The sequence below is a fragment of the Wolbachia endosymbiont (group A) of Ophion costatus genome (genome assembly GCF_963969245.1).
In the GTDB taxonomy this organism is placed as follows: Bacteria; Pseudomonadota; Alphaproteobacteria; order Rickettsiales; family Anaplasmataceae; genus Wolbachia; species Wolbachia pipientis.
The window spans coordinates 811028-833991 of record NZ_OZ017714.1 but is presented as its reverse complement, the minus strand read 5'-3'; the positions used below and the strand labels follow the sequence as shown (position 1 = coordinate 833991).

General features: G+C 35.1%; 20 protein-coding genes and 3 pseudogenes. 12 read left to right on the top strand and 11 right to left on the bottom strand.

Annotation, left to right across the window (positions count from 1 at the left end):
- Positions 1-81: 81 nt before the first annotated feature.
- Positions 82-914, top strand: a protein-coding gene (locus AACH21_RS04070; RefSeq protein WP_236514306.1) for an IS5-like element ISWpi1 family transposase whose coding sequence is annotated in 2 segments (ribosomal slippage) — positions 82-451 and positions 451-914 — 834 coding nt in all. Because the reading frame shifts where the segments join, the coding sequence is not laid out codon by codon here.
- 86 nt (positions 915-1000) lie between these two features.
- A complete protein-coding gene (locus tag AACH21_RS04065) occupies positions 1001-1516 on the top strand; it encodes a gamma carbonic anhydrase family protein (protein ID WP_236514800.1) in 516 nt (171 codons plus the stop codon).
- A 40-nt stretch (positions 1517-1556) separates the two neighbouring features.
- Here the strand turns inward: AACH21_RS04065 and AACH21_RS04060 are convergent, their stop codons facing one another.
- Positions 1557-2447: a hypothetical protein gene (locus tag AACH21_RS04060; RefSeq protein WP_338482253.1), complete on the bottom strand. Its 891-nt coding sequence runs from the start codon at positions 2445-2447 to the stop codon at positions 1557-1559.
- Positions 2448-2710: 263 nt separating this feature from the next.
- Here AACH21_RS04060 and AACH21_RS04055 point away from each other — a divergent pair, with 263 nt between their 5' ends.
- A complete protein-coding gene (locus tag AACH21_RS04055; RefSeq protein WP_236514798.1) occupies positions 2711-5191 on the top strand; it encodes a valine--tRNA ligase in 2481 nt (826 codons plus the stop codon).
- Between the two features lie 66 nt (positions 5192-5257).
- Positions 5258-6583, top strand: coding sequence for a hypothetical protein (locus AACH21_RS04050; protein WP_338482252.1), 1326 nt, complete (start codon positions 5258-5260; stop codon positions 6581-6583).
- A gap of 210 nt (positions 6584-6793) precedes the next feature.
- Here AACH21_RS04050 and AACH21_RS04045 read toward each other — a convergent pair whose 3' ends face one another.
- Positions 6794-6958 carry a hypothetical protein gene (locus AACH21_RS04045; protein ID WP_338482251.1) on the bottom strand — a complete coding sequence of 55 codons (165 nt, stop codon included), beginning with the start codon at positions 6956-6958 and terminating at the stop codon, positions 6794-6796.
- Positions 6959-6999: 41 nt separating this feature from the next.
- On the opposite strand from AACH21_RS04045, the gene AACH21_RS04040 reads away from it, so the two are divergent.
- Together AACH21_RS04040 and AACH21_RS04035 are read left to right on the top strand one after the other, a co-directional pair.
- Positions 7000-7832, top strand: a protein-coding gene (locus AACH21_RS04040; protein ID WP_236514306.1) for an IS5-like element ISWpi1 family transposase whose coding sequence is annotated in 2 segments (ribosomal slippage) — positions 7000-7369 and positions 7369-7832 — 834 coding nt in all. Because the reading frame shifts where the segments join, the coding sequence is not laid out codon by codon here.
- A gap of 109 nt (positions 7833-7941) precedes the next feature.
- Positions 7942-8953 (top strand): IS630 family transposase gene (locus AACH21_RS04035; protein ID WP_338482214.1). Its coding sequence is split into 2 segments (ribosomal slippage): positions 7942-8403 and positions 8405-8953, totalling 1011 coding nucleotides; the frame shifts between segments, so codons are not numbered across the junction.
- Positions 8954-8989: 36 nt separating this feature from the next.
- Here the strand turns inward: AACH21_RS04035 and AACH21_RS04030 are convergent.
- A pseudogene (locus AACH21_RS04030) lies at positions 8990-9822 on the bottom strand (IS5 family transposase).
- A gap of 168 nt (positions 9823-9990) precedes the next feature.
- Here AACH21_RS04030 and AACH21_RS04025 point away from each other — a divergent pair.
- Genes AACH21_RS04025 through AACH21_RS04015 form a run of 3 tightly spaced genes read left to right on the top strand, consistent with a single transcriptional unit; the run spans position 9991 to position 12562 of the window.
- Positions 9991-11010: a hypothetical protein gene (locus tag AACH21_RS04025; RefSeq protein ID WP_338482250.1), complete on the top strand. Its 1020-nt coding sequence runs from the start codon at positions 9991-9993 to the stop codon at positions 11008-11010.
- Between the two features lie 30 nt (positions 11011-11040).
- Entirely contained in the window at positions 11041-11715 is a 675-nt protein-coding gene (gene pyrF / locus AACH21_RS04020; RefSeq protein ID WP_006279404.1) for an orotidine-5'-phosphate decarboxylase, read from the top strand.
- A 49-nt stretch (positions 11716-11764) separates the two neighbouring features.
- Positions 11765-12562 carry a hypothetical protein gene (locus tag AACH21_RS04015; protein WP_338482249.1) on the top strand — a complete coding sequence of 266 codons (798 nt, stop codon included), beginning with the start codon at positions 11765-11767 and terminating at the stop codon, positions 12560-12562.
- 231 nt (positions 12563-12793) lie between these two features.
- Here AACH21_RS04015 and AACH21_RS04010 read toward each other — a convergent pair.
- Both AACH21_RS04010 and AACH21_RS04005 read right to left on the bottom strand, forming a co-directional pair.
- Positions 12794-14168 (bottom strand): annotated as a pseudogene (locus AACH21_RS04010) (IS66-like element ISWen3 family transposase).
- Positions 14169-14728: 560 nt separating this feature from the next.
- Positions 14729-14887: a hypothetical protein gene (locus AACH21_RS04005; RefSeq protein WP_338482248.1), complete on the bottom strand. Its 159-nt coding sequence runs from the start codon at positions 14885-14887 to the stop codon at positions 14729-14731.
- Positions 14888-14935: 48 nt separating this feature from the next.
- On the opposite strand from AACH21_RS04005, the pseudogene AACH21_RS04000 reads away from it, so the two are divergent.
- Positions 14936-15451, top strand: a pseudogene (locus AACH21_RS04000) (phage major capsid protein); the annotation flags it as partial.
- Between the two features lie 23 nt (positions 15452-15474).
- Here the strand turns inward: AACH21_RS04000 and AACH21_RS03995 are convergent.
- Positions 15475-16307 (bottom strand): IS5-like element ISWpi1 family transposase gene (locus AACH21_RS03995; protein WP_338482219.1). Its coding sequence is split into 2 segments (ribosomal slippage): positions 15475-15938 and positions 15938-16307, totalling 834 coding nucleotides; the frame shifts between segments, so codons are not numbered across the junction.
- A gap of 96 nt (positions 16308-16403) precedes the next feature.
- Here AACH21_RS03995 and AACH21_RS03990 point away from each other — a divergent pair.
- Positions 16404-17054, top strand: a complete 651-nt coding sequence (locus AACH21_RS03990) for a phage major capsid protein (RefSeq protein WP_338482817.1) — start codon at positions 16404-16406, stop codon at positions 17052-17054.
- A 389-nt stretch (positions 17055-17443) separates the two neighbouring features.
- Here the strand turns inward: AACH21_RS03990 and AACH21_RS03985 are convergent, their stop codons facing one another.
- From AACH21_RS03985 to AACH21_RS03975, 3 genes are read right to left on the bottom strand one after another with little or no spacing between them, the layout of a single operon-like run.
- Complete coding sequence (locus AACH21_RS03985) at positions 17444-18085, bottom strand: amino acid ABC transporter ATP-binding protein (RefSeq protein WP_077188144.1); 642 nt, start codon at positions 18083-18085, stop codon at positions 17444-17446.
- Positions 18069-18716, bottom strand: a complete 648-nt coding sequence (locus AACH21_RS03980; protein ID WP_077188143.1) for an amino acid ABC transporter permease — start codon at positions 18714-18716, stop codon at positions 18069-18071. The genes AACH21_RS03985 and AACH21_RS03980 overlap by 17 nt, the downstream gene beginning before the upstream one ends.
- The gene (locus AACH21_RS03975; protein ID WP_077188142.1) at positions 18716-19450 is read right to left on the bottom strand and encodes a substrate-binding periplasmic protein; all 735 of its coding nucleotides are present in this window, start codon (positions 19448-19450) and stop codon (positions 18716-18718) included. Before AACH21_RS03975 ends, AACH21_RS03980 begins: the two co-directional genes overlap by 1 nt.
- 125 nt (positions 19451-19575) lie before the next feature.
- Between AACH21_RS03975 and AACH21_RS03970 the strand changes: the two genes are divergently transcribed.
- Entirely contained in the window at positions 19576-20031 is a 456-nt protein-coding gene (locus AACH21_RS03970) for an arginine repressor (RefSeq protein ID WP_064125001.1), read from the top strand.
- Positions 20032-20084: 53 nt separating this feature from the next.
- Here the strand turns inward: AACH21_RS03970 and tatC are convergent, their stop codons facing one another.
- Together tatC and AACH21_RS03960 are read right to left on the bottom strand one after the other, a co-directional pair.
- Positions 20085-20846 (bottom strand): twin-arginine translocase subunit TatC, encoded by a 762-nt coding sequence (gene tatC / locus AACH21_RS03965; protein ID WP_006279807.1) that lies wholly within the window; start codon positions 20844-20846, stop codon positions 20085-20087.
- Positions 20843-21940 carry a type I glyceraldehyde-3-phosphate dehydrogenase gene (locus tag AACH21_RS03960; RefSeq protein ID WP_077188141.1) on the bottom strand — a complete coding sequence of 366 codons (1098 nt, stop codon included), beginning with the start codon at positions 21938-21940 and terminating at the stop codon, positions 20843-20845. The genes tatC and AACH21_RS03960 overlap by 4 nt, the downstream gene beginning before the upstream one ends.
- Between the last annotated feature and the right edge of the window lie 1024 nt (positions 21941-22964).

Below are 22964 nucleotides of genomic sequence, written 5' to 3'. Positions count from 1 at the left end.
ACCCAAATAACTTGAAATCTAAGAGGTTGTCCGGAAACAAGTAAAAGGCTATAATATCTGAAATTTTAGTACGGGGTAAAGATGAGAAAAAAGTATCCAACAGATCTAAGCGAAAGGGAATGGGCAAGAATAGAAAAACACTTCAGAGTATCATACAAGAAAGGAGGAAGGCCGCCAAAGTATAGCAAAAGAGAAATATTAGAAGCAATTTTCTATGTATTGCGTACAGGGTGTCAATGGCGGTATTTACCAAATGATTTTCCGCTATGGAAGACTGTGTATGAGCAGTTCAGGCAATGGAAGAAGCAGGGAATTTTTGAGAAAATGAATTATGAAATTACAAAATATAGTAGAAGAAAAATAGGAAGGAATGAGCAGCCGAGTGCCTGTATAGTAGATAGTCAATCTGTAAAGACTACAGAAAAGGGGGGATCAAAGGCTATGATGGAAGTAAAAAAGTAAAGGGTAGAAAAAGGCATATAATTACAGACACTCAGGGTTTTATACTAGGTTGTTACGTAGGCGCTGCTAACGAAAATGATAGAGATGGTATTAAAATAGCATTAAACAATATGAGAACAAAATATACTAAAGTTAAAAAAATGTGGGCTGACATGGGATACCAAGGAAGAAATTTAAAGAATCACATAAAGGAAGAATATGACATAGATATTGAAATTGTTACAAGGCCTCCATGTAGATTTTGGGTGCACAAAGATACGCCACCTGAGCTACTACCAACAAGAGAACAAGGGTTTAAAGTACAGCCAAGAAGATGGGTTGTAGAAAGGACTTTTGCTTGGGTTAATAGGAATAGAAGGCTATCGAAGGAGTATGATTTACTCACAACATCCACTGAGAATTTCATATACCTAGCTATGAGTAGGGTTATGTTAAAGAGGGAATATGCTTGAATTTACTAGTTTCCAGACAACCTCTAAGTATGTATTTACTGCTTACCTTATTTTGATTAACATATGCATAAGACTTTGGGCTTAATATGTATCACATTTTAAAATATAAAGATTATGAACCAAAAATAGACGAAAGTGCTTTCATCGCAGGTGGTTCGCATATCATAGGCAAGGTTGAAATAGGAAGAGATGCAAGCATCTGGTTTAATTGTGTAATCAGAGGGGACGTTGGATCAATAAAAATAGGTGATGGAACAAATATTCAAGATGGAACGGTAATTCATGTGGATAGAAACCCAGGTGGTGACACAATTATTGGCAGCATGGTAACAGTGGGACATTTTTGTGTGTTGCACGCATGCACGGTGCATGATAAGGCGTTTATTGGTATGGGCTCTACCGTGATGGACCATGCAGTTGTGGAGCCTGAAGCTATGGTAGCTGCTGGCTCACTGGTAACACACGGAAAAGTGATAAAAAGTGGGGAAATATGGGCTGGCAGGCCAGCAAAATTCTTCAAAAAAATGTCGAATGAAGAAATTAAACATATTACACAATCAGCACAAAATTATATTATGCTAATGAAGGAATACAAAAACTGAAGTTCGCGTCAAGTGTTTTACTTGACACGTACATTTCGGCTTAACCCTTGTTACTTCTTTTTCCCATCTCATTTAATTCTTGTTCTTTTGCCCCATCTACTTGAGTACTAGGTAATACTGCATATGTAATACCACCAGCTACGAGTGCAGATGTTACTGCTATACCAATTATTACTAACATCTCTAACCTAACTGTATGTTCAAGTGCAGTAAATGCTATCAGTCCAGCAGCAAGACCAACACCAACAGTAGCGGTGTACTTCGCTCCATTGCCTTGTTTTGGTTGCTCAGTTGTTTTGCTTTTATCTTCTAATGTTTGTTTTTCCTTCTGTAATTTATCAACAAGACTTTTACTCTCTTCTAATTGTTTATTTAACTCCACAACTTCAGCATTTTTAGCTTGCAACTGCTGAACTTGAGCTTTTAATTGTGTTATTTCCTCATCTTTAGCTTGTAACTGAGCAGCACTTGGTCGGTTGTTTAGCTGTTCTTGTAAATCTTTTATTTCATCGTCTTTAGCTTTTAACTGTTGCTCTGAGCTGTTAACAAGCTCTTTACTCTGTTGTAGTCTTCTACTTGCTGATCTTCTTCTTTTTTTTGACTCAGTAACATCTTCTTGCTCATTAACAGAACCTTCACTTAACGGCGTGATATCACTAGAAACAACACTTCGATTACCTTTATTGCCCGACGTAACCTCATTATCATCGGCAACCTGCATTGTATCATTAATCCCTTCAGACACAGGCGTGCTACTCGCATCAACATAATCATTTAAAGAATCTTGATTACCAACTGAAGAACCTTGTAACGACTGCTCTGTCCCTGATTCAATAGAGTTTTTATTTATAGTTCCTTCTTGATCAGATGTTATATCAGTTGGTGAAGTTGCTCCAGGTGAAGAATTTTGATTTTCATTTGAGTTCAACATATTAAACCTCAATATATATAATTAACATTACATAATACCCTTAGAACCTAAGGTCAAGTAATATTTTTATCATAGCATAGAAAATTTATGTTCGTAAACAAAAAATTTTGGCGTAAAATTGCCGTATTTGCTTAATTGTGCTATAGCTAAAGTAATTTAGGTTTACCGACCATCGTCATCCCGCTGCTTGTTAGCGGGATCTATACCGCGAATGAATCGCGGTATGACGTTGCTAGCTTAAGGTTTAAAATTGAGAAATATTTATGTTAAAAGAAAAATACGGCTTTAAAGAAATTGAAGACAAATGCAACATATTATGGGAAGGCAGTAAAGTTTATAAATGGAATGGTGAAAAGGATAACACTTTTACTATAGACACGCCTCCACCGACAATATCGGGAAAACTCCATATTGGCCATATATTCAGCTATTGCCATACAGACTTTATTGCAAGGTTTCAGCGCATGCTGGGAAAAGATGTGTTTTATCCAATTGGGTTTGATGATAATGGGCTTCCCACTGAAAGATTGGTTGAACAAACCTATAAAACCCGTGCAAAAGAAGTTGGCAGAGAAAAATTTATAGAGATGTGCCATGAGGTTATTGAAAAATCAAAGCAAGAATTCAAGGAACTATTTAAATCGGTCGGCATTAGTTATGACTGGGATTTGGAATATCACACGATCAGCAAGGAAACTGTGACGCTTTCACAGATGTCGTTTATTGATCTATATAACAAGGGATATGCATATAGAAAAATGCAGCCTATCCTTTGGGACCCGGTTGATAAAACAGCAATTGCGCAAGCAGAAATAGAAGATAAAGTTTTTGAGTCATCCTTAAACACGATAGTTTTCTCTACTCAAGAAAATGAGCAGATCAATATTGCAACTACGCGACCTGAACTACTTCCAGCATGCGTTGCAGTTTTTTGTCATCCAGAGGATACGCGCTACACTCATCTGATCGGAAAAACAGCGGTAGTGCCAATAACAGAGGAGAAAGTTCCAATAATAGCAGATGATAAGGTTAAAATAGATAAAGGCACCGGGCTTGTTATGTGTTGTACATTCGGTGATGAACTCGACATATATTGGCAGCAAAAGCATAACCTGCCGATGAAAATTATCATCGATCAGGATGGGAGGATGAACCTAGATGATGTCATTCCACCACACCCCGGCGTCATGAAAGTAGCTGACACTGGAATCTACGATGAAATAAATGGATTGAAAGTTACAGCAGCAAGAAAGAGGATGATTGAAATCTCGAGTGGAAAAGGACTTTTGATAGAAAGCACTAACATTTCTCATTCTGTTAAGTGCGCAGAAAGATCTGGTGCACCACTTGAGATATTACCTACTTATCAATGGTTTATCAAGACCTTAGAGCAAAAAGCTCAAGTATTAGATAAAGTAAAAGAATGCAATTGGCATCCAGCTACTATGCGTAAACGTATGGAAGTGTGGATAGAAGGGCTAAATTGGGACTGGTGCATCTCAAGGCAGCGCTATTTTGGTGTGCCATTTCCAGCGTGGTATTCTAAACGTAAGGGAGAAGAAGGTAAAATTATTCTAGCTGAAGTAAAGGCCCTACCTATTGATCCACTCAAAGATTTGCCAAAAGGGTATAGCAAAGAAGAGATTATCCCAGATCAAGATGTAATGGATACTTGGGCCACAAGTTCAATTACTCCTCAACTGAGTGCACTGGCAGTAAACAGTGAGTTTAGTTTACCAAATCATCGCTATGATACGATATTTCCTGCAGATCTGCGCAGCCAGAGCCATGAGATAATCAGAACTTGGGCTTTTTATACTATTTTAAAGGCACATTATCATGCAAATTCTTTACCTTGGAAAAACATTATGATCAGCGGTTGGTGTTTAACCGATGATAAGAAAAAGATGAGTAAATCAAAGGGTAACATCATCACTCCTCATGTAATACTTGAAACTTATGGAGCTGATGTAGTGCGCTATTGGGCAGCGAACTCAAGGCTTGGAGTTGATACAGTCTACTCTGAAAATACATTCAAAATTGGCAAGCGCCTCGTTACAAAACTTTGGAACGCTAGCAAGTTCGTTTCCATGTTCATGGAAAAGCATCAAGTGATGAGCATAAATTCTGCTCACGAGACAATGGATAAGTGGATATTGTCTAAGTTATACAAAGTCATAGAAAGAGCAACGAACAACCTATTACAGTTTGAATACTGCGAAGCTTTGAGTGCAGTAGAAGAATTTTTTTGGAAGGATTTTTGTGATAACTACTTGGAACTAGCAAAAAAGCGCGCATATGGAGATAAAGTAGACAGCGAAACAAACTTAAGTGCAAAGCAAAGTTTGGCATATGTACTGAATATTATTTTGCGGTTATTTGCACCTTTCTTGCCTTACATTACAGAAGAGATATACCACCAGTTGTATAGTTATAATTCTGTACACAATCAAAGTAATTGGCCGAGCAAAGAAGAACTTATCTACGATAAATATTCAGAGGAAATGGGAGATAATGTTATTCAGATATTAAACATTATCAGAAAGATAAAGGCAGATAATAATGTATCAGTTAAGCATCTGATAAAAAAGTTGATGATAAAAGCAGATCTACGAGAGGATAAATTGAATCAATCTGCACAGGATGATTTGCAGGCAGTTTGCAATGCGGAAACGATAGAGTGGATGCAGTCTGAGCTTGAAACTGAAGACGGAAAATACATAGTGAATATAGACTTATACTGATTTTTATAGCTTTACTTCCTTTAATATCCATGCTATTGTAATCATTATTAGTATGAAGGAATAATAATGGGGGATTTATATAATAAAGCCAATCCACCTTATCTTATAGCTGGTGCTCTTGCTACTTTGGTATTGCTTGCGTCTGGGACACTTGCTGTTGCCCCTTATGTTAAGTTCTTGTCTTCAGTTGCAGCCTTTAATGTAGCTCTTCCTGTTGCTTTGAGTTTGTCTATACTTTCTGTTCTGGTGCTTGTACTTTCATGTAAAATAATTAGTAATAATAAGAAAATAGAGGTTGAGAAAAATAAATTTGCTGAAAAAGAGCAAGAGTTAGAAAGCGTAAAACAACAATCAGAGAGTAGGGTACAAGAGTTAGAAAGCGAAATTGCAGGGTTAAATAAGGAAATAGAGCAGTTAAAGAAACAACAAGATGATGCACAGCAAAAATTAGATGATGCTACAAAAGAGTTAAATAATAAAGGTAATCAAATCCGAGAATTAGAGGGTAAGATAGGTGCCCTTAATAATAAGAACAAAGATTTACACGATGAAAATACAGAATTGAGTGCAAAAGTAAAAGGTCAGTTAAAACATAAGGAGGAGATGCTTTCTCTTGAATACCAAGAGTTACATGATGAAAATGTAAGATTGAATGAAAGAGTGGATTCTTTAATGGAGGAATTATCTCAACCTCAAAAAGAAATAGATTCCTTAAAAAGGCAGTTAGATGAATTAAAATATGAAGGAATTTTAGCTCTTTTATTAAAAGAAAGAATAACAGAATTGGAAACATGTTTAGAAAAGAGAAGGAAAAAAGTAGGAGAATTAGCAGTGCAGTTAGAAAAAGACAAAACTTCTTGTTTAAAATCTGAATTAGGGGAAGTAGTAAAAAGAGAAATACGATTGAAAGAAAAGTTAAGTAAAAAAGTGCAAGAAACGATCCAGCTAGCTAAAGATTTAGAACGAAAAGAAAAACTATGCAAGGAATTAGAAGAGGAAAAAACTAAAAATCTTGATAAGATCAGAGAGTTAAAAAAACTTAATGAAAAGTTGCGCGATAATAACAGTCAGTTGAAAAGTAGCGAAAAAGATTTGGATGACGAATGCAGTAAATTAAGAATACGTAATTCTGATTTGAAAAGAAAAGTTAAACGTCTGCAAGCAGTAATTGAGCAGGAAGACGAGCAAAGTCATTCCATTTCTTCAGATATAAGCAGTGAACATTTATCAGAACTTGAAGGAATAGGTGAAAATGAGTCTGTTAATAAACAGTTCCCGAAACCAAAACCACCTTATATATCCACTCCAATAAGATCGCCATGTAAAAAGCTGAATGATGCTTCACGTGATTCTAGATATACCAGTATATGTTCTACCCCGATCAATAGCTAACTAGACATTATAAGTACAATGGTACACTCGATACACAAGGTCTAAGTCATTTTTTAGCTAGCAGGCTGAAAAAGGAAAGTTTGTTGTAGGTGCAGCACTATAATTCCTCCACAGATAAGAGAATTTTAATAAATATATACAAGACTGCTGGAGTTTTGTCCGTGGTGGGAGGGGAGTAATGAGCAATTTGCTTAGTGAGGCTAATGCATTTTATTTTGTAGCTAGTTCCTTAGCTACTCTTACGTTACTTACATCTTTAGCGCTTATTGTAACTTCTAATGTGCCTCTTCCTCTAATTCTTGCTTTAGCTACATTATCTATTTTGGTGCTTGCACTTTCGTATAAAATAATTAGTAAGAGGTTGTCCGGAAACAAGTAAAAGGCTATAATATCTGAAATTTTAGTACGGGGTAAAGATGAGAAAAAAGTATCCAACAGATCTAAGCGAAAGGGAATGGGCAAGAATAGAAAAACACTTCAGAGTATCATACAAGAAAGGAGGAAGGCCGCCAAAGTATAGCAAAAGAGAAATATTAGAAGCAATTTTCTATGTATTGCGTACAGGGTGTCAATGGCGGTATTTACCAAATGATTTTCCGCTATGGAAGACTGTGTATGAGCAGTTCAGGCAATGGAAGAAGCAGGGAATTTTTGAGAAAATGAATTATGAAATTACAAAATATAGTAGAAGAAAAATAGGAAGGAATGAGCAGCCGAGTGCCTGTATAGTAGATAGTCAATCTGTAAAGACTACAGAAAAGGGGGGATCAAAGGCTATGATGGAAGTAAAAAAGTAAAGGGTAGAAAAAGGCATATAATTACAGACACTCAGGGTTTTATACTAGGTTGTTACGTAGGCGCTGCTAACGAAAATGATAGAGATGGTATTAAAATAGCATTAAACAATATGAGAACAAAATATACTAAAGTTAAAAAAATGTGGGCTGACATGGGATACCAAGGAAGAAATTTAAAGAATCACATAAAGGAAGAATATGACATAGATATTGAAATTGTTACAAGGCCTCCATGTAGATTTTGGGTGCACAAAGATACGCCACCTGAGCTACTACCAACAAGAGAACAAGGGTTTAAAGTACAGCCAAGAAGATGGGTTGTAGAAAGGACTTTTGCTTGGGTTAATAGGAATAGAAGGCTATCGAAGGAGTATGATTTACTCACAACATCCACTGAGAATTTCATATACCTAGCTATGAGTAGGGTTATGTTAAAGAGGGAATATGCTTGAATTTACTAGTTTCCGGACAACCTCTAATACCAATTCCCATTACAGGGCAAACAGATGGACAATGATGGAAGAAAAGCCATACTGAAGTAAGTAAAATAGCAAGGTTTAAATGGCATTAAGATCAAAATTATTGGATGAAAAAGTAGTAGAATCAGCAAAAGAAATGCTGAAGAAAGTAAGGAATAATGCATATGTTTCAAAAAAACTAAATGCTGTAATTGCAGCAAAAAAGTACAGTATAACGGCTGTAGCAAAAATATATTGCATTTCAAGAAGCGCACTAACTTCGTGGGTAAAACTCTTGAAAATTGGCAGAGAAGAAAAACTGTTTGCTCCTTCACAACGTCGTAGAAAAACTAAATTAAATCAGGCTCAACTACAGCAAATTGAAGAGTGGATAGAAGAAAATCCTAATATCACCATTAAAGAAATGAGAATAAGAATCCAGGAAAAGTTCGGATTAAATATCAGCAAATCTACAGTACACCGCCATATGCAAAAGATGAAATTCTCATATATTACACCAAGACCAGTTCATAATGGACAAGATAAAAGCAAACAAGAGGAATTCAAAAAAAAATCTCAATGGAGCTATTAGCAAGTATCCAGAAAAAGAGCTATTTTTCTTTGATGAATCACGGTTTGGCACACATTCAAAAGTTGGACATGTGTGGTTTAAAAAGGGGATTAGAACACAGGTTAAAACAAAATTAGGTAGGCAAAATTTCTATCTCTATAGTGCAGTTAATCCTAGAAATGGAGAGAGTTCTAGCTTATTTGCACCAAATGTCAACACTGATTGCATGAACATATTTCTTGAGCAAATTTCGCAATATCTAGAAACACGAGAGGCTTTTCTCGTTATGGACTGTGCTAGTTGGCATAGGTCAAAAAATTTAAAGGTACCTAAAAATATCGACATTATATACCTACCTCCATACTCACCTGAGCTAAATCCTGTTGAGAGGCTTTGGTTATATATAAAACAGAACATTTTGCGCAATAAAATATACGATACAATTGCTCTACTTGAGGGTGCTTTGTGCAAATTTATTACTTCTCTTGCCAGCTCCACAATTAAACAACTCTGCAATGTTTCCTATTTGACTGGACAACAATGAGAATTGGTATTAGAGGTTGTCCGGAAACAAGTAAATTCAAGCATATTCCCTCTTTAACATAACCCTACTCATAGCTAGGTATATGAAATTCTCAGTGGATGTTGTGAGTAAATCATACTCCTTCGATAGCCTTCTATTCCTATTAACCCAAGCAAAAGTCCTTTCTACAACCCATCTTCTTGGCTGTACTTTAAACCCTTGTTCTCTTGTTGGTAGTAGCTCAGGTGGCGTATCTTTGTGCACCCAAAATCTACATGGAGGCCTTGTAACAATTTCAATATCTATGTCATATTCTTCCTTTATGTGATTCTTTAAATTTCTTCCTTGGTATCCCATGTCAGCCCACATTTTTTTAACTTTAGTATATTTTGTTCTCATATTGTTTAATGCTATTTTAATACCATCTCTATCATTTTCGTTAGCAGCGCCTACGTAACAACCTAGTATAAAACCCTGAGTGTCTGTAATTATATGCCTTTTTCTACCCTTTACTTTTTTACTTCCATCATAGCCTTTGATCCCCCCTTTTCTGTAGTCTTTACAGATTGACTATCTACTATACAGGCACTCGGCTGCTCATTCCTTCCTATTTTTCTTCTACTATATTTTGTAATTTCATAATTCATTTTCTCAAAAATTCCCTGCTTCTTCCATTGCCTGAACTGCTCATACACAGTCTTCCATAGCGGAAAATCATTTGGTAAATACCGCCATTGACACCCTGTACGCAATACATAGAAAATTGCTTCTAATATTTCTCTTTTGCTATACTTTGGCGGCCTTCCTCCTTTCTTGTATGATACTCTGAAGTGTTTTTCTATTCTTGCCCATTCCCTTTCGCTTAGATCTGTTGGATACTTTTTTCTCATCTTTACCCCGTACTAAAATTTCAGATATTATAGCCTTTTACTTGTTTCCGGACAACCTCTAATAATAAAAAAATAGAGGTTGAGAGAAATAAATTCGCTCAGAAAGAGCAAGAGTTAGAAAATAAAATAACTCTGGAAAAAGAAGCTGAAGAAGCTGCAAACAAAGAAGTGAAGAATCAATTACATGAATTAACTAGAGAGAAGCAAAATTTAGACAAGAGAGCAAAAAGATTGGATCAGAAAGTAAATGAGTCAGAAGCTGAGAGAGAATCTCTTCTTGAAGAAAAAAAATCTTTAGAGAAAAAATTAGAAACAGCAAAGAATCGTACGTTTGAAATAGACAATGAATTGGACAAAACAAGAAATGAGCAGGAAGAGAAATTAAAACTTGAAATCTTATGTTTGAAGAAACAGTTGGAAGAAAGAAGTAGATTTATTGCAAAGCTGAAGATGGAAGTGGATGATAATAAACATTTAGAGCTAGAGAATAAGGGGTTGAATGATAGAATAGAAACGTTACGTGAAGTACAAAAGGCACTACGTGAGAAAAAACATGAACTTAGTGAAAAAGTAGAGGCATTGAATAAGGAAAAAAATAAACTTTCTAAAGAAGTAGAGGAATTACGTGAAGAACAAGAAAGGCTGCATGCAAACTTAGATAAGCTACAATGTAAAATTAAAGAGGTCAACAAAGAAAAGAAAAATTTATCTAAAGAATTAAAAGAGAAATTTGAAGAGTTAGATGAAGCAAATGGTTTAATTAAAAATCAATCTTTTGAGTTAGATGGGATAAGAAAAGATTGTAATAATGAAGTAAAAAGTTTAAGAAATTCACTTTTAGAACGAGACAGTCAAATAGAAGATTTTTTGAAAGAGAAAGAAAAACAAGTGAATTTTGCGCAACTGTTGATAAGATGCGTAACAGACAATATAGAAGAACCAATAAGAAATAATGATGGAAAAGCAATATTAGATACGATTCAAATATTAAAGTCTGCGTTACAAGGAGAAATTGCACGGCTTTTGCCAGACGAAACGCCTTCTTCTTCGCTGGAAGATCTTGGATATGAATCATTATTTGTCAGTCGCTCATCCACCCCGACCAAGTTGCCAAATTCACTATTGACAGAATCTTATGAACGCAGTCAGTTCAATCAGAGTGAAAGTATTTGCAAAACACAACAATGAGTCTTATTATAAGATAAATCATGCAAGATAATGAACCCAATAATATGCGCACTGGATACACAAGACTTAAATAAGGCTATTTCTCTAGCTAATGCTCTGCGTGGTAAAGTTGGCATGGTAAAGCTGGGATTAGAATTTTTTGCTGCTCAAGGTCTTTCTGGAGTGCAAGAAGTTGCAAAATGCAATGTACCAATTTTTTTAGATCTGAAATTGCATGACATTCCAAACACTGTAGCCAAAACAGTTGAAGTAATAAAAGTTCTGAACGTTGAAATGTTAACTCTGCACATCAGCGGTGGGACAAAAATGCTTGAAGAAGCGCTAAGTGTAGTGCAAGGCACAAAAATAAAGCTGATTGGAGTGACAGTGCTAACTAGTATGAGCAATGAGGATTTAAACGAGCTTGGAGTAGCAAGAGAGGCAAAATCACAGGTAATTTTGCTTGCAAAGCTTGCAAAAAAGATTGGACTCCATGGAATAGTCTGTTCTGCACTAGAAGCTCAAGAAGTGCGCCGAGAGTGCGGTGAAGACTTTAAAATTATTACTCCAGGAATTCGTATAGATCCAGGTCATGACGACCAAAAAAGAACAGCAACGCCAAAAGAAGCAATAAATTCAGGAGCTGATTATATCGTCATTGGCAGACCCATTACAAAAACTACAAGTAGTGCGGAGCTAATATTGAAATCCATGAAAGAATTTTAATATAATAACTTAATTTATAAAAATACTAACATATTAATTAGGAATAAGCATGAGTAATATCAATAGAATAATACGCGAAGTAATCAAGGAATTCCGCTCAAAATTACCAGATAAGGAAATAGAGGAATATTCTGGCAAATTGAATAAGCTACATATCTACCAGTGCAATAAGCATATAATAGAAAATAAGAAGCTATATCATTATACAATAAATGGGAAAACCCATGCTATGGATCAGCATGGGCATAATTTTGTCAAGAGTTTAGAAGTTATCTTGAGGAATAAGCCACAAATTTCCTTAGAAGAGGTAATTGATTTTATGGAAAAAATAATTAATTTTGGTCTTGATAGTTGTTATGGAGCATTTGAGATGATATTTGAATCTCGCTCTGGTGTTACAATAGATGATGCAGTTAATTTTGTAAAAGATAGCTTATCTAGTAAATTTTATAGATTCCATGGCAGTGGGATTTTCAAAGTAATATTAGAACTTAATCCAGAGAGCTCTCTTGAAGAGATAGAGAAACAATTTAGCAAAGTAGTAGATCCTTACTTTCTTAATGCTTGGAGTCGAGAAAGTGAAAGGGCTTTTGCTAAGATATGTAGGTTATGTAGAGAAGGACATGTGGAGAATATGCAGAAATTTGATTTTAGCAATTTTAATTTAGATCAAGATAGTGCTGGAGCATTAAGAGCACTGTTACAGTATTGTGTTGACGTTTCTAATCAAAAAGCTTTAGGTGATTCACATGAATTGCATAGAGAAGAGATGGAGGGGATATATAAATTTGATGATAATTACGATTTAAATTTAGATCGTGATCATAATGATAGTATCTGGCATTGAAATTATACTACAATAATAAAATAACTGGATAAAAATTATCACCAAAAAAATTCAAAAAAGTGCTTGACATAAAAGAACGAACATTATATAGTGTCGTTATCTTTTATTTTACCTCGCTTAATTCAATTACTGGATTAAGCTTACAGTACTAAGCGTGGCACAAAGTGCCACGCTATTTTTCGGTTTACATTTTCAACAGATAAAAAATGAGTATCCGTTCAGGAGAGTGGTTTAAGAAACAATAGATAGGAGATTTTGGAAAGGATTGAGACCCCTTTGTTTCCAAGTTAAGTATAATGAAATTATCCGCTCAAGGAATGTATTTCCCCGCTTTGATTGTGTAAAATATGAGTTTTTGCGATAAACGACATAATGCCGAATTTGCCGTTCAGCGTGGTTATTTGTCAGCGGAATATTTTCTGGGTCATCTAAAAATTTCCACATCATTCTTTCAGATCTCAGAACATTTTTTGCAACTCGAGAGGCTCCAATTGCTTCAGGTAAACGAGATATCTCCTTCAAGTAATACTTTGTACGTTTTCTTAATTTTCTGGCACGTCTGACAAACCTCAAAACATCTATCTCACTTTTTAGTAAAGCTTTTTTTAGTGCAAATAATTCAGTGGCCACGTTTCTCAAGTAACAACCCAGAACTTTAACTTCAACTATGTGCTAACCTTTCAAAATCTCTTGATAAATGTGCCCAACAGATTTGCCTGTTTTTATCGGCAAAATAATTGTATGCTGCATACCTGTCAGTTATTACCAAGCTATTGCGATTGCAGAATTTACTATTTTGTAAAACTTTCATTCCTCTTGACTCTGTAAATTTTACAAAACTTGCCGTATTGCTTGCAAACATCCAACACCAAGCGAGTTTACCTTTGTTATAATGGCTCGTTTCATCAATATGTAGAACTTTACTCCTACTTATCTCTTGTTCGATCTGCTCATACATTTTTTTGCATTTTGAAGCAACTCTATGTTCACTATTTGATATGCTACCGACGCTTATGTTCAAATTGAAGATATCATTTACGACACTCGCTATTTCGCGTTTTGAATTTTTGTAGAATCCGCTGAACGCTGCAATTATTGACTTAACCCTTGGACCAAATGTATCTGGCGTAACACCTTCCGGTAACTTGCTACTTCTTCTCTTTCCGCATCTCCGACAACGGCCATGTTCTAACTGATATTCCACTACATAAGGCTTGATTTCTGGAAGATCAACTTTCTGATGAATATATGGTTTTTCACATATTGCAATTTCTCCTCCGCATTCGCAAGTATTAGGCAACTCTATCTTTACTACTTTATCTGCATCCATGTTGGCGCGAAAACTTCCTTTATGACCAACCTGACCGCCAATATTCCTTTCGCTTTTCGGCTTATTCTTTTTTATTTTATACAACTCTTTGGAACTTGGTATTGATGAATTTTTTGAGCTTAAACCGAGTCTTTCTCTTAACTCAGCATTTTCTATCTTTAAAGCCTTATTTTCTGCTTTTAAACTTTCATTCTCTTTTTCCAATCTTTCTATTTTTGCTTCTAACCTTTCTATTTTTTGCTGTAAATTTTTGCAAAGTTCTAAAAGGTTTACCATATTACTTCACTTTTGCTCTATGATTATCTTCTTAGATCACCTTGTCTACCTTATCCTGCCACTCCGCTGAACGGATACAAAAATGATGCCATTTCAGTGCCAAGCACATAACTGTACGAACATTCATTTTTAAAGGTAAATTGCACAACAGATGATGTCATTCCAGTGCTTGAAACTGGAATCCAGAAATTTTGCTTATAACTGAGCTGATGAGCTAAAGGTAGTTGTCTTATGCTAAAACAAACGTTTTTAATTAAGTTGCATAGAAGCTGGATCCCAGTGGGCTTTGTTGCATCGCTACTTATGAAAGGCTAACTATAGTTAGGATTATAAGCAACCTATTGAAAATCTTGTTTTTTTGCAATCAATCTGATCAAATTTAAGAATAGTAATTTGTTATTTATATTAATAAATTTAATTCTATTGAAAATAGCTAAAGCATTGAAATTCTTGAATTTTAGCCAGATTAGTGAGTGGTAGTGAAATTTCTTTTACTCAAATTTAGGTATTCACTGACCGTTCTTGTTATAAATACCAGAATAATAAGCTACTGATATTCCCTATCTTTTTATCTTTAATCCATCATAGCTAGCGATGCAACAAAGCCATCCCAGTGTCAAGCACTGGGATGACAAGAAAGGGAGCACTGGAATGACATCGTTTACTATGTACCATATTGCAATATTCGTACAACTGTGGGAAACATCTATGGATGCCATTCCTATTACCTTATTTCCATTTTTATTTCATTTTCAAAGGAGGCTATTATGTCACTTACCGATATCGCTCACCGTATCAATGAACTCGCTTCATCATGGGAGCAATTTAAATTAATAAATGATCGCAAACTAAAAGAAATTGAAAGCAAAGGGCGTGCTGATTCTGCAACAATTGAGCAGCTATGCAAGGTAAATAATGCCATTGATAGTTGCAAAGAGCGTTTAGACTTGATCGAAACTGCAGCTCAACGCCCAGAAGTAAATACAGATTTTAGCACAAGCGATAAATATTTTTCTGATTATATCCGCAAGGGAATGGAAAGCGGTTTATCACACAAAACCCTCAGTGGAGATGACAGTGATATCGGGGGATATCTAGTTACTCCGCATATTGTAAAACGCATAAACAAGCGCGTAACTGATTCGTCCCCAATGCGACAAATATGCTCCAGTCAAAGAATCTCTACTGAAACATTGGATTACATTATAGAAGATTTTGACCGCGCCGGTGCAGGTTGGAGCAGTGAAACAGTAGATGATGAGGACGGTGGCAATAAGTCTAAGAGGTTGTCCGGAAACAAGTAAATTCAAGCATATTCCCTCTTTAACATAACCCTACTCATAGCTAGGTATATGAAATTCTCAGTGGATGTTGTGAGTAAATCATACTCCTTCGATAGCCTTCTATTCCTATTAACCCAAGCAAAAGTCCTTTCTACAACCCATCTTCTTGGCTGTACTTTAAACCCTTGTTCTCTTGTTGGTAGTAGCTCAGGTGGCGTATCTTTGTGCACCCAAAATCTACATGGAGGCCTTGTAACAATTTCAATATCTATGTCATATTCTTCCTTTGTGTGATTCTTTAAATTTCTTCCTTGGTATCCCATGTCAGCCCACATTTTTTTAACTTTAGTATATTTTGTTCTCATATTGTTTAATGCTATTTTAATACCATCTCTATCATTTTCGTTAGCAGCGCCTACGTAACAACCTAGTATAAAACCCTGAGTGTCTGTAATTATATGCCTTTTTCTACCCTTTACTTTTTTACTTCCATCATAGCCTTTGATCCCCCCTTTTCTGTAGTCTTTACAGATTGACTATCTACTATACAGGCACTCGGCTGCTCATTCCTTCCTATTTTTCTTCTACTATATTTTGTAATTTCATAATTCATTTTCTCAAAAATTCCCTGCTTCTTCCATTGCCTGAACTGCTCATACACAGTCTTCCATAGCGGAAAATCATTTGGTAAATACCGCCATTGACACCCTGTACGCAATACATAGAAAATTGCTTCTAATATTTCTCTTTTGCTATACTTTGGCGGCCTTCCTCCTTTCTTGTATGATACTCTGAAGTGTTTTTCTATTCTTGCCCATTCCCTTTCGCTTAGATCTGTTGGATACTTTTTTCTCATCTTTACCCCGTACTAAAATTTCAGATATTATAGCCTTTTACTTGTTTCCGGACAACCTCTAAGTATGATTTTGCAAAAGATACGGACACGCCCAAAATCCAAAAGATTTCCGTCACAACTTACGAGTTATATGCTCAACCACAAATATCACAAAAGTTACTCGATGATGCGTTTGTCGATGTTGAGAGTTGGCTGGTGGAAAAGATTGCCGAGACTTTTAGTAAGGAAGAAAGCGAAGCCTTCATTAAGGGTGAGGGCACTTTTCAACCAAAAGGAATTTTAGCTTATGAAAATGGAAACAGTTATAATAAAATAGAGCAAGTTAAAACTGAAAAATTAGATAGTGATTCAATAATGATGTTGTATTACTCTCTGGACGAATATTATTCCAAAAATGCGTCATTTTTGATGAACAGGAGTACGTTGAAGGACATTAGGCTACTAAAAGCTCAAACAGGTCAATATCTCTGGCAACCAAGTTTGTCGCTTAAAGCCCCAGATACCTTAATGGTAATACCAGTATATCAATCTGCCGATATGCCACCAGCGCCAAACAATCAGCTACCAGTAATTGCGATGGCAGATTTCAAACAAGCTTATAAGATTGTAGATAACAGAGGAATGAGAATATTAAGAGACCCTTATACGAATAAACCTTATGTGAGGTTTTTTGTCACTAAGCGTGTCGGCGGAGAGGTTGTAAACACCAGTGCTATTAAATTGTTGAAAGTTGCGAGCAAGTACTAAAAACTTCCGCAGCATCATCTTTATAGCTGATCAAAGCAACACGTCATACCGCGATTCATTCCATAACTGTACGAACATTGTGATTTTGGCCCATCAGGAGGGTGTCATCCCAGTGCTTGACACATATAGCTAAACTGACTTAGATTTACCGACAGTTTGAAAAACAAAAATTCGTCATTCCGCTACTTGTTAGCGGAATCTATGCTGAGATATCGTGGCGGTATGACGTAGGAAAACCTTTCTTGGGTTAGCTATAGTTTGCTATATTATGTGATTTTATTTTTAGCGTTGCTTCTTATATTATGTAATTTATTTTCCATAATATACATTATGTAATTTTCGATGCTAAGATCTGTTATAGCTCTCAGTATGATATGAGTGATTCTCTTTTAATAATTATTTTTTAAATAGTTTGTTGGTTCATCAATTTCTTTAGGATTGATATCTACAATTATTTTTCCGTTTTTTAACAGAATAATCCGATCTGATATTTTTGTTAAAAAATCCAAATTGTGAGAAGCGATAATCATAGTAATACCCATATCTCTAACTGATTGTAGTAGTTCCACAACGTCGACTATTGTTGCTACATCTAAACCAGACGTTGGCTCATCGCATAATAGAATCCTTGGATTCATCATTAAGCTTCTGGCAAGCGCAACCCGCTGTTTTTGCCCACCGGATAGATTACTAGGGTAATCATTTTTTTTAGAGGCAATACCCAAAGACTCAAGTAGTGAATCACTTTGATCCTGAGTTTTGTTTTTAAGTTTGGGAGCATATGTAAGATTTTCCCAGACAGTCATATGTGGGAAAAGTTGAAAATCCTGAAATACAAAACCAGTACTATCATTGCATTCAATGCTACCAGAATCTAAAACTTCGAGTTTTTGTATACAACGTAACAATGTTGATTTACCACTACCAGAAGGACCAGCAAGACCAACTATAGATTGTTCTATAATCAGGTTAATATTATTAAGTACTGGAATATTATTAAATAATTTACAAACATTATGCATTTTTATCATATATACCTTTCTGTTCAATCTTTTTGCCTATATATTCAATTAGTAATACAAGAGCGTAATAATAAGCCCCAGCAAGACAAAGTGGTATAAAATAAGTAAATTGTTCTGCTGCAAGCATTTGCGCAGAGCGCATAATATCAACACCACCAATAGTAGAGATTAATGCCGTTTCTTTAAGGAGTGCAATGATCTCATTTATCATTGCAGGAAGAATATTTTTAATAACTTGTGGTAATATAATATCTCTCCACATATAGAAACTAGGTATTTGTAAAGTTTTAGCTGCTTCAAACTGGTTTTTTGATATAGTTTCAATACCAGCTCGTAAAATCTCAGCAATATAAGCACAGCTATTTAGACCAAATGCTATAATGCCAGCACTAAATATGTTTAATTTAGTTCCTGCAATGGTTGGAGTCATAAAATAAACAACACTTAACTGTAATATAAGGGGGGTGCCACGTATTACAGATATAATTCCATTAATTAATGGAATACAGATCTTATTATATCTGAGTACTGAAAATAACCCTCCTAGACTCATACCTAAAAGCAGTCCTCCAATCAATAATTTTAAAGTAAAGGCAAGGCCTGTTCCAACAAACAAGAAATTAGAAATTAATTCTTGCATCAGTTATCTCCTAGCCATTTTTCTGCTATCTTTTGTATTACACCTTTACTTTCTAAACTTTTTAACGCCTCGTTTATTTTATCCTTTAAATCAGATCCTTTATTCACAGCAATAGAATAACCATTATCTGACTTAGCGATGGCTGACCATGATAGACCAGGATTTTTTTTGCTAAATACTTTACCTTGGAATTCATCAATTAGGACGCTATCAACATGACCAGACTTTAATGTTTCTACAGCTTGATTATTATTGTCTATAGCAATAATTTGAGCTGTTGTAGGAACATGCTCTTTTAGCCAAATTTCCATGACAGTTCCTAGTTGAACGGCTATCTTCTTGTGAGTTAAGTTGTTTATACCGGCTATGGGTTTATTTTTGTGATATAGAATACCAAATTCCCCTGTATAATAACTATTTGAAAAATCAAAATTTTTTTCACGCTCTTCTGTGCTACCAATAGTAGATATAGCAGCATCTACAGAATTACTTTGCAATGCTGCAAATATAGTACTAAACTGCATATCTTTAAATATCGCTTCTTTACCTAACTCTTTTGCTACTAATTGAGCAAGCTCAATGTCAAAGCCAGTAAATTTACCATTTTCATAATATTCAAAAGGTGGATAATCTGCAGAAATTGCAAATCTAATGATATTATCGTGTTTATCTTCCTTGCATCCTGTTAATAGAATACTTATCGCTATAATAGCATTTAAAATGTATTTTTTCATATTACTAATTTATATTCATATTTTATTCATCTTGTGAATATAGACATTAAAAATTGAATAGTCAAGAAATAATGAATATAATTTCAAATATACTTATTACATATTCAATATGAGGAAAATGCATAATGCATGACAACACACTAGGTGAACATATTTTAAATATTATTCAAAATCATGAAATTTTAGAACAGAGCGATTTACAGACCTTACTCAAAAAAAGAGGGTATAACATTTCTCAGGCTACTTTATCAAGAAAATTGAAAGAACTTAAAATTGCCAAAGTTGCTGGTATGTATAAAGTAATTGACATCAACCAATATCGATTACCATTAATACTTAATATGCAAATTTCGGATTTTGGTTTAATAGTACTACACACTCAACCAGGACAAGCTAGCAGTCTGGCTTACTTTCTAGATCAGAAATATGTTATTTATTCATTAAATAATAGCAAAAACATAGGAATTATAGGAACTATAGCAGGTGATGATACAGTATTATTGATCATCAAAAGTAAGGCTGAACTTAACAAAGTATTACAATCAATTTATGAAACATTTCCATATTTAAGTCCTGAATAAGAATGTTGTAAGTTAAAAATGTGATATAAAGGAGATAAGAGGGATTTCTTTGTTTAAATCTTTGTCTTCTTTTTTTCAATATACCTACATATCAGAATGGACAATTCATATAGAATCAGCATAGGTATTGCAAGCCCTACTTGGCTTAATACATCAGGTGGAGTTAAGATTGCAGCAATAATAAAAATTACCACTATTGCGATTCTACGTTTATTTGACAAACTTTGTGCAGTCAGTAGCCCAACTCTCACCATTAATGTGAGTATGACTGGAATTTGAAATGCAGTGCCAAATGCAAACATAAATTGGAGAACGAGGTCTAAATATTCGCTAACTGATGGCATAAACTCTATCGGTATATCGAAGGATTTACCACTGTGTTCGAAGTTGATAAAAAACTTCCAGGCTAAAGGAAATATATAGTAATAGACTACAGTAGCTCCCGTTACAAATAAAACCGGTGTTGCAATTAAGTATGGCAACAACACTGCCCTTTCACTTTTATATAACCCAGGTGCTAAGAACATATAGAATTGCCATGCAAACACAGGAAAAGAGAGCAAAAGTGCACTCATCATTGCAACTCTAAGATACACAAAAAATGCCTCTGTTAAGTCTGTGTAAATTAAAGAAAAACCTTCGCTACCTTTTGTTGCTTCTATTAAAGGTGCGAGTAAAAAACGGTATATATTTTCCTTAAAGTAATAACAAAAACCAAAAGCAACGCAAAAAAATAGAAAGCAAAAGATAACTCTTTTTCTGAGTTCCGCAAAGTGCTCATAAAATGAGGCGTATTTGTTTGAGTTCCAGTTCATACTTTACTATAGCTCAATAATACTATGTCTAACATTCTCAGCGAAAAAGCCCACTCATTGTCATACCACGCTGCAACCCTGCATATATCACCTGTAACATATGTACCAGTTAAATCCACAATTGCACTATAAGGGTTATGCACAAAATCTATTGAGACTAAAGGTTCCTCGCATATAGAAAGTACATTTGACATTGGATAACCCTCTGTCATCCTAGTACCCTCTGATGTCATCCGAGTAGCTGACACTGGGATCCAGAAATTAGATTCCAGCGTCACGCGCTGGAATGACGTAGAGGAGAGAGCTGCATCCTTAAATATTTCATTGATTTCTTCAACGGTCGCTTTCTTATCAGTCGTAAATTTAAAATCAACCATAGAAACATTGCTAACTGGAACTCTGACGGAAGTGCCATCTAGTTTTCCTTTTAATTCATGGATGACAGAACCAATTGTTTTTGCTGCCCCGGTTGTAGTTGGCACCATAGATAATCCGCAAGCCCTTGCTCTACGCAAATCTTTATGATTACCATCAAGAACATTTTGATCATTCGTGTAGGCATGTATAGTAGTCATAAAACCGCTTTTTATGCCTAAACTAGAATGTAGGACTTTCACAATCGGAGCAAGGCAATTTGTAGTGCAAGAACCTGCTGATATCACTTTATGCTCTTTTTCGAGCATATCGTTATTCACACCATAAACTATAGTGACATCAGCATCTGGAACTGGAGCAGAGACAATTACTTTCTCTGCATTGTGCCTTATTGCTTCTTCACGTTTGTTGAATGCACCAGTACATTCAAGTATTACATCAACATTCCAAGGAATATTTTCAGGGCTCCGTTCTCTATACAAAGAAAACTTTCTGCCATTTATGGATAGCCAATTTTGAGACTCATTAAAATCAATATCACCACTGAATTTGCCATGAACAGAATCATATTTAATCAAATGTGCATGCTGCTTTGCACTGAGCGATCCATTGATAGCTACAACTTCTATTTGTTTGCTATATTCTTCTATTTCGAAAATAGCACGCAATACGCCTCTGCCTATTCTACCCAGACCATTAATTCCTACACGAATCGTCATCTCTTCATTCAAAAAATTTAATTATAGAGGATATCACTTGATATTTCATTTTATTCTTTTGCTTTTCTATCGATATGAACATTATAGCAAGGAGACAGGGCTAAAAACTTGCTTGACAAACTCCGCCAGCCCCCTTATCATAAAATTGAAGCTATTTATTTATCTTCGCAATCTGCAGATTAAAACGACAAAGGGAACTTTGTATTTGGCGTAAATCATGCTTAATTTTTTGCACTATGTGCACCTCATGTCTTTATAAAACTTCTGGGTTTCTACCTATACAAGCCGAAACGCGCTTATAAAGCGTTTAAGACATCAAAAGACGTCAAATAGAACAAGGGAGAATTTGAATACTAGCTACCCTAGGTTTTCTTTGCCTTTTTTTCTGCTTAGTAAATTTTTTAATGTTTATAGCTAAAAGTTAGTTGCAGTTTAAATGCAGCTGAGTCGCGGTTACTAAGTGTAAAAAACATAAAAAAACGCCAATACTGAAAATAGACAATGACTAGGGTTTCTTTTGCCTTTTTTTCGTTTGGTAAGTTTCTTAATATTCATGGCTAAAGATTGCACGAATGTTGCAATTACAAAAGCGTTTCTACTAGGAGGGTGTCATCCCAGTGCTTGACACTGGGATGGCTTTGTTGCATCGCTACTTATGAAAGGCTAACTATAGTTAGGATTATAAGTAACCTATTGAAAATCTTGTTTTTTTGCAATCAATCTGATCAAATTTAAGAATAGTAATTTGTTATTTATATTAATAAATTTAATTCTATTGAAAATAGCTAAAGCATTGAAATTCTTGAATTTTAGCCGGATTGGTAAATGGTAGTGAAATTTCTTTTACTCAAATTTAGGTATTCATTGACCGTTCTTGTTATAAATACCAGAATAATAAGCTACTGATATTCCCTATCTTTTTTATCTTTAATCCATCATAGCTAGCGATGCAACAAAGCCCACTGGGATCCAGGAATTTTATTAAGTTGGTAAGCATAAAAGTAGCCATTTTACGTTACAATAC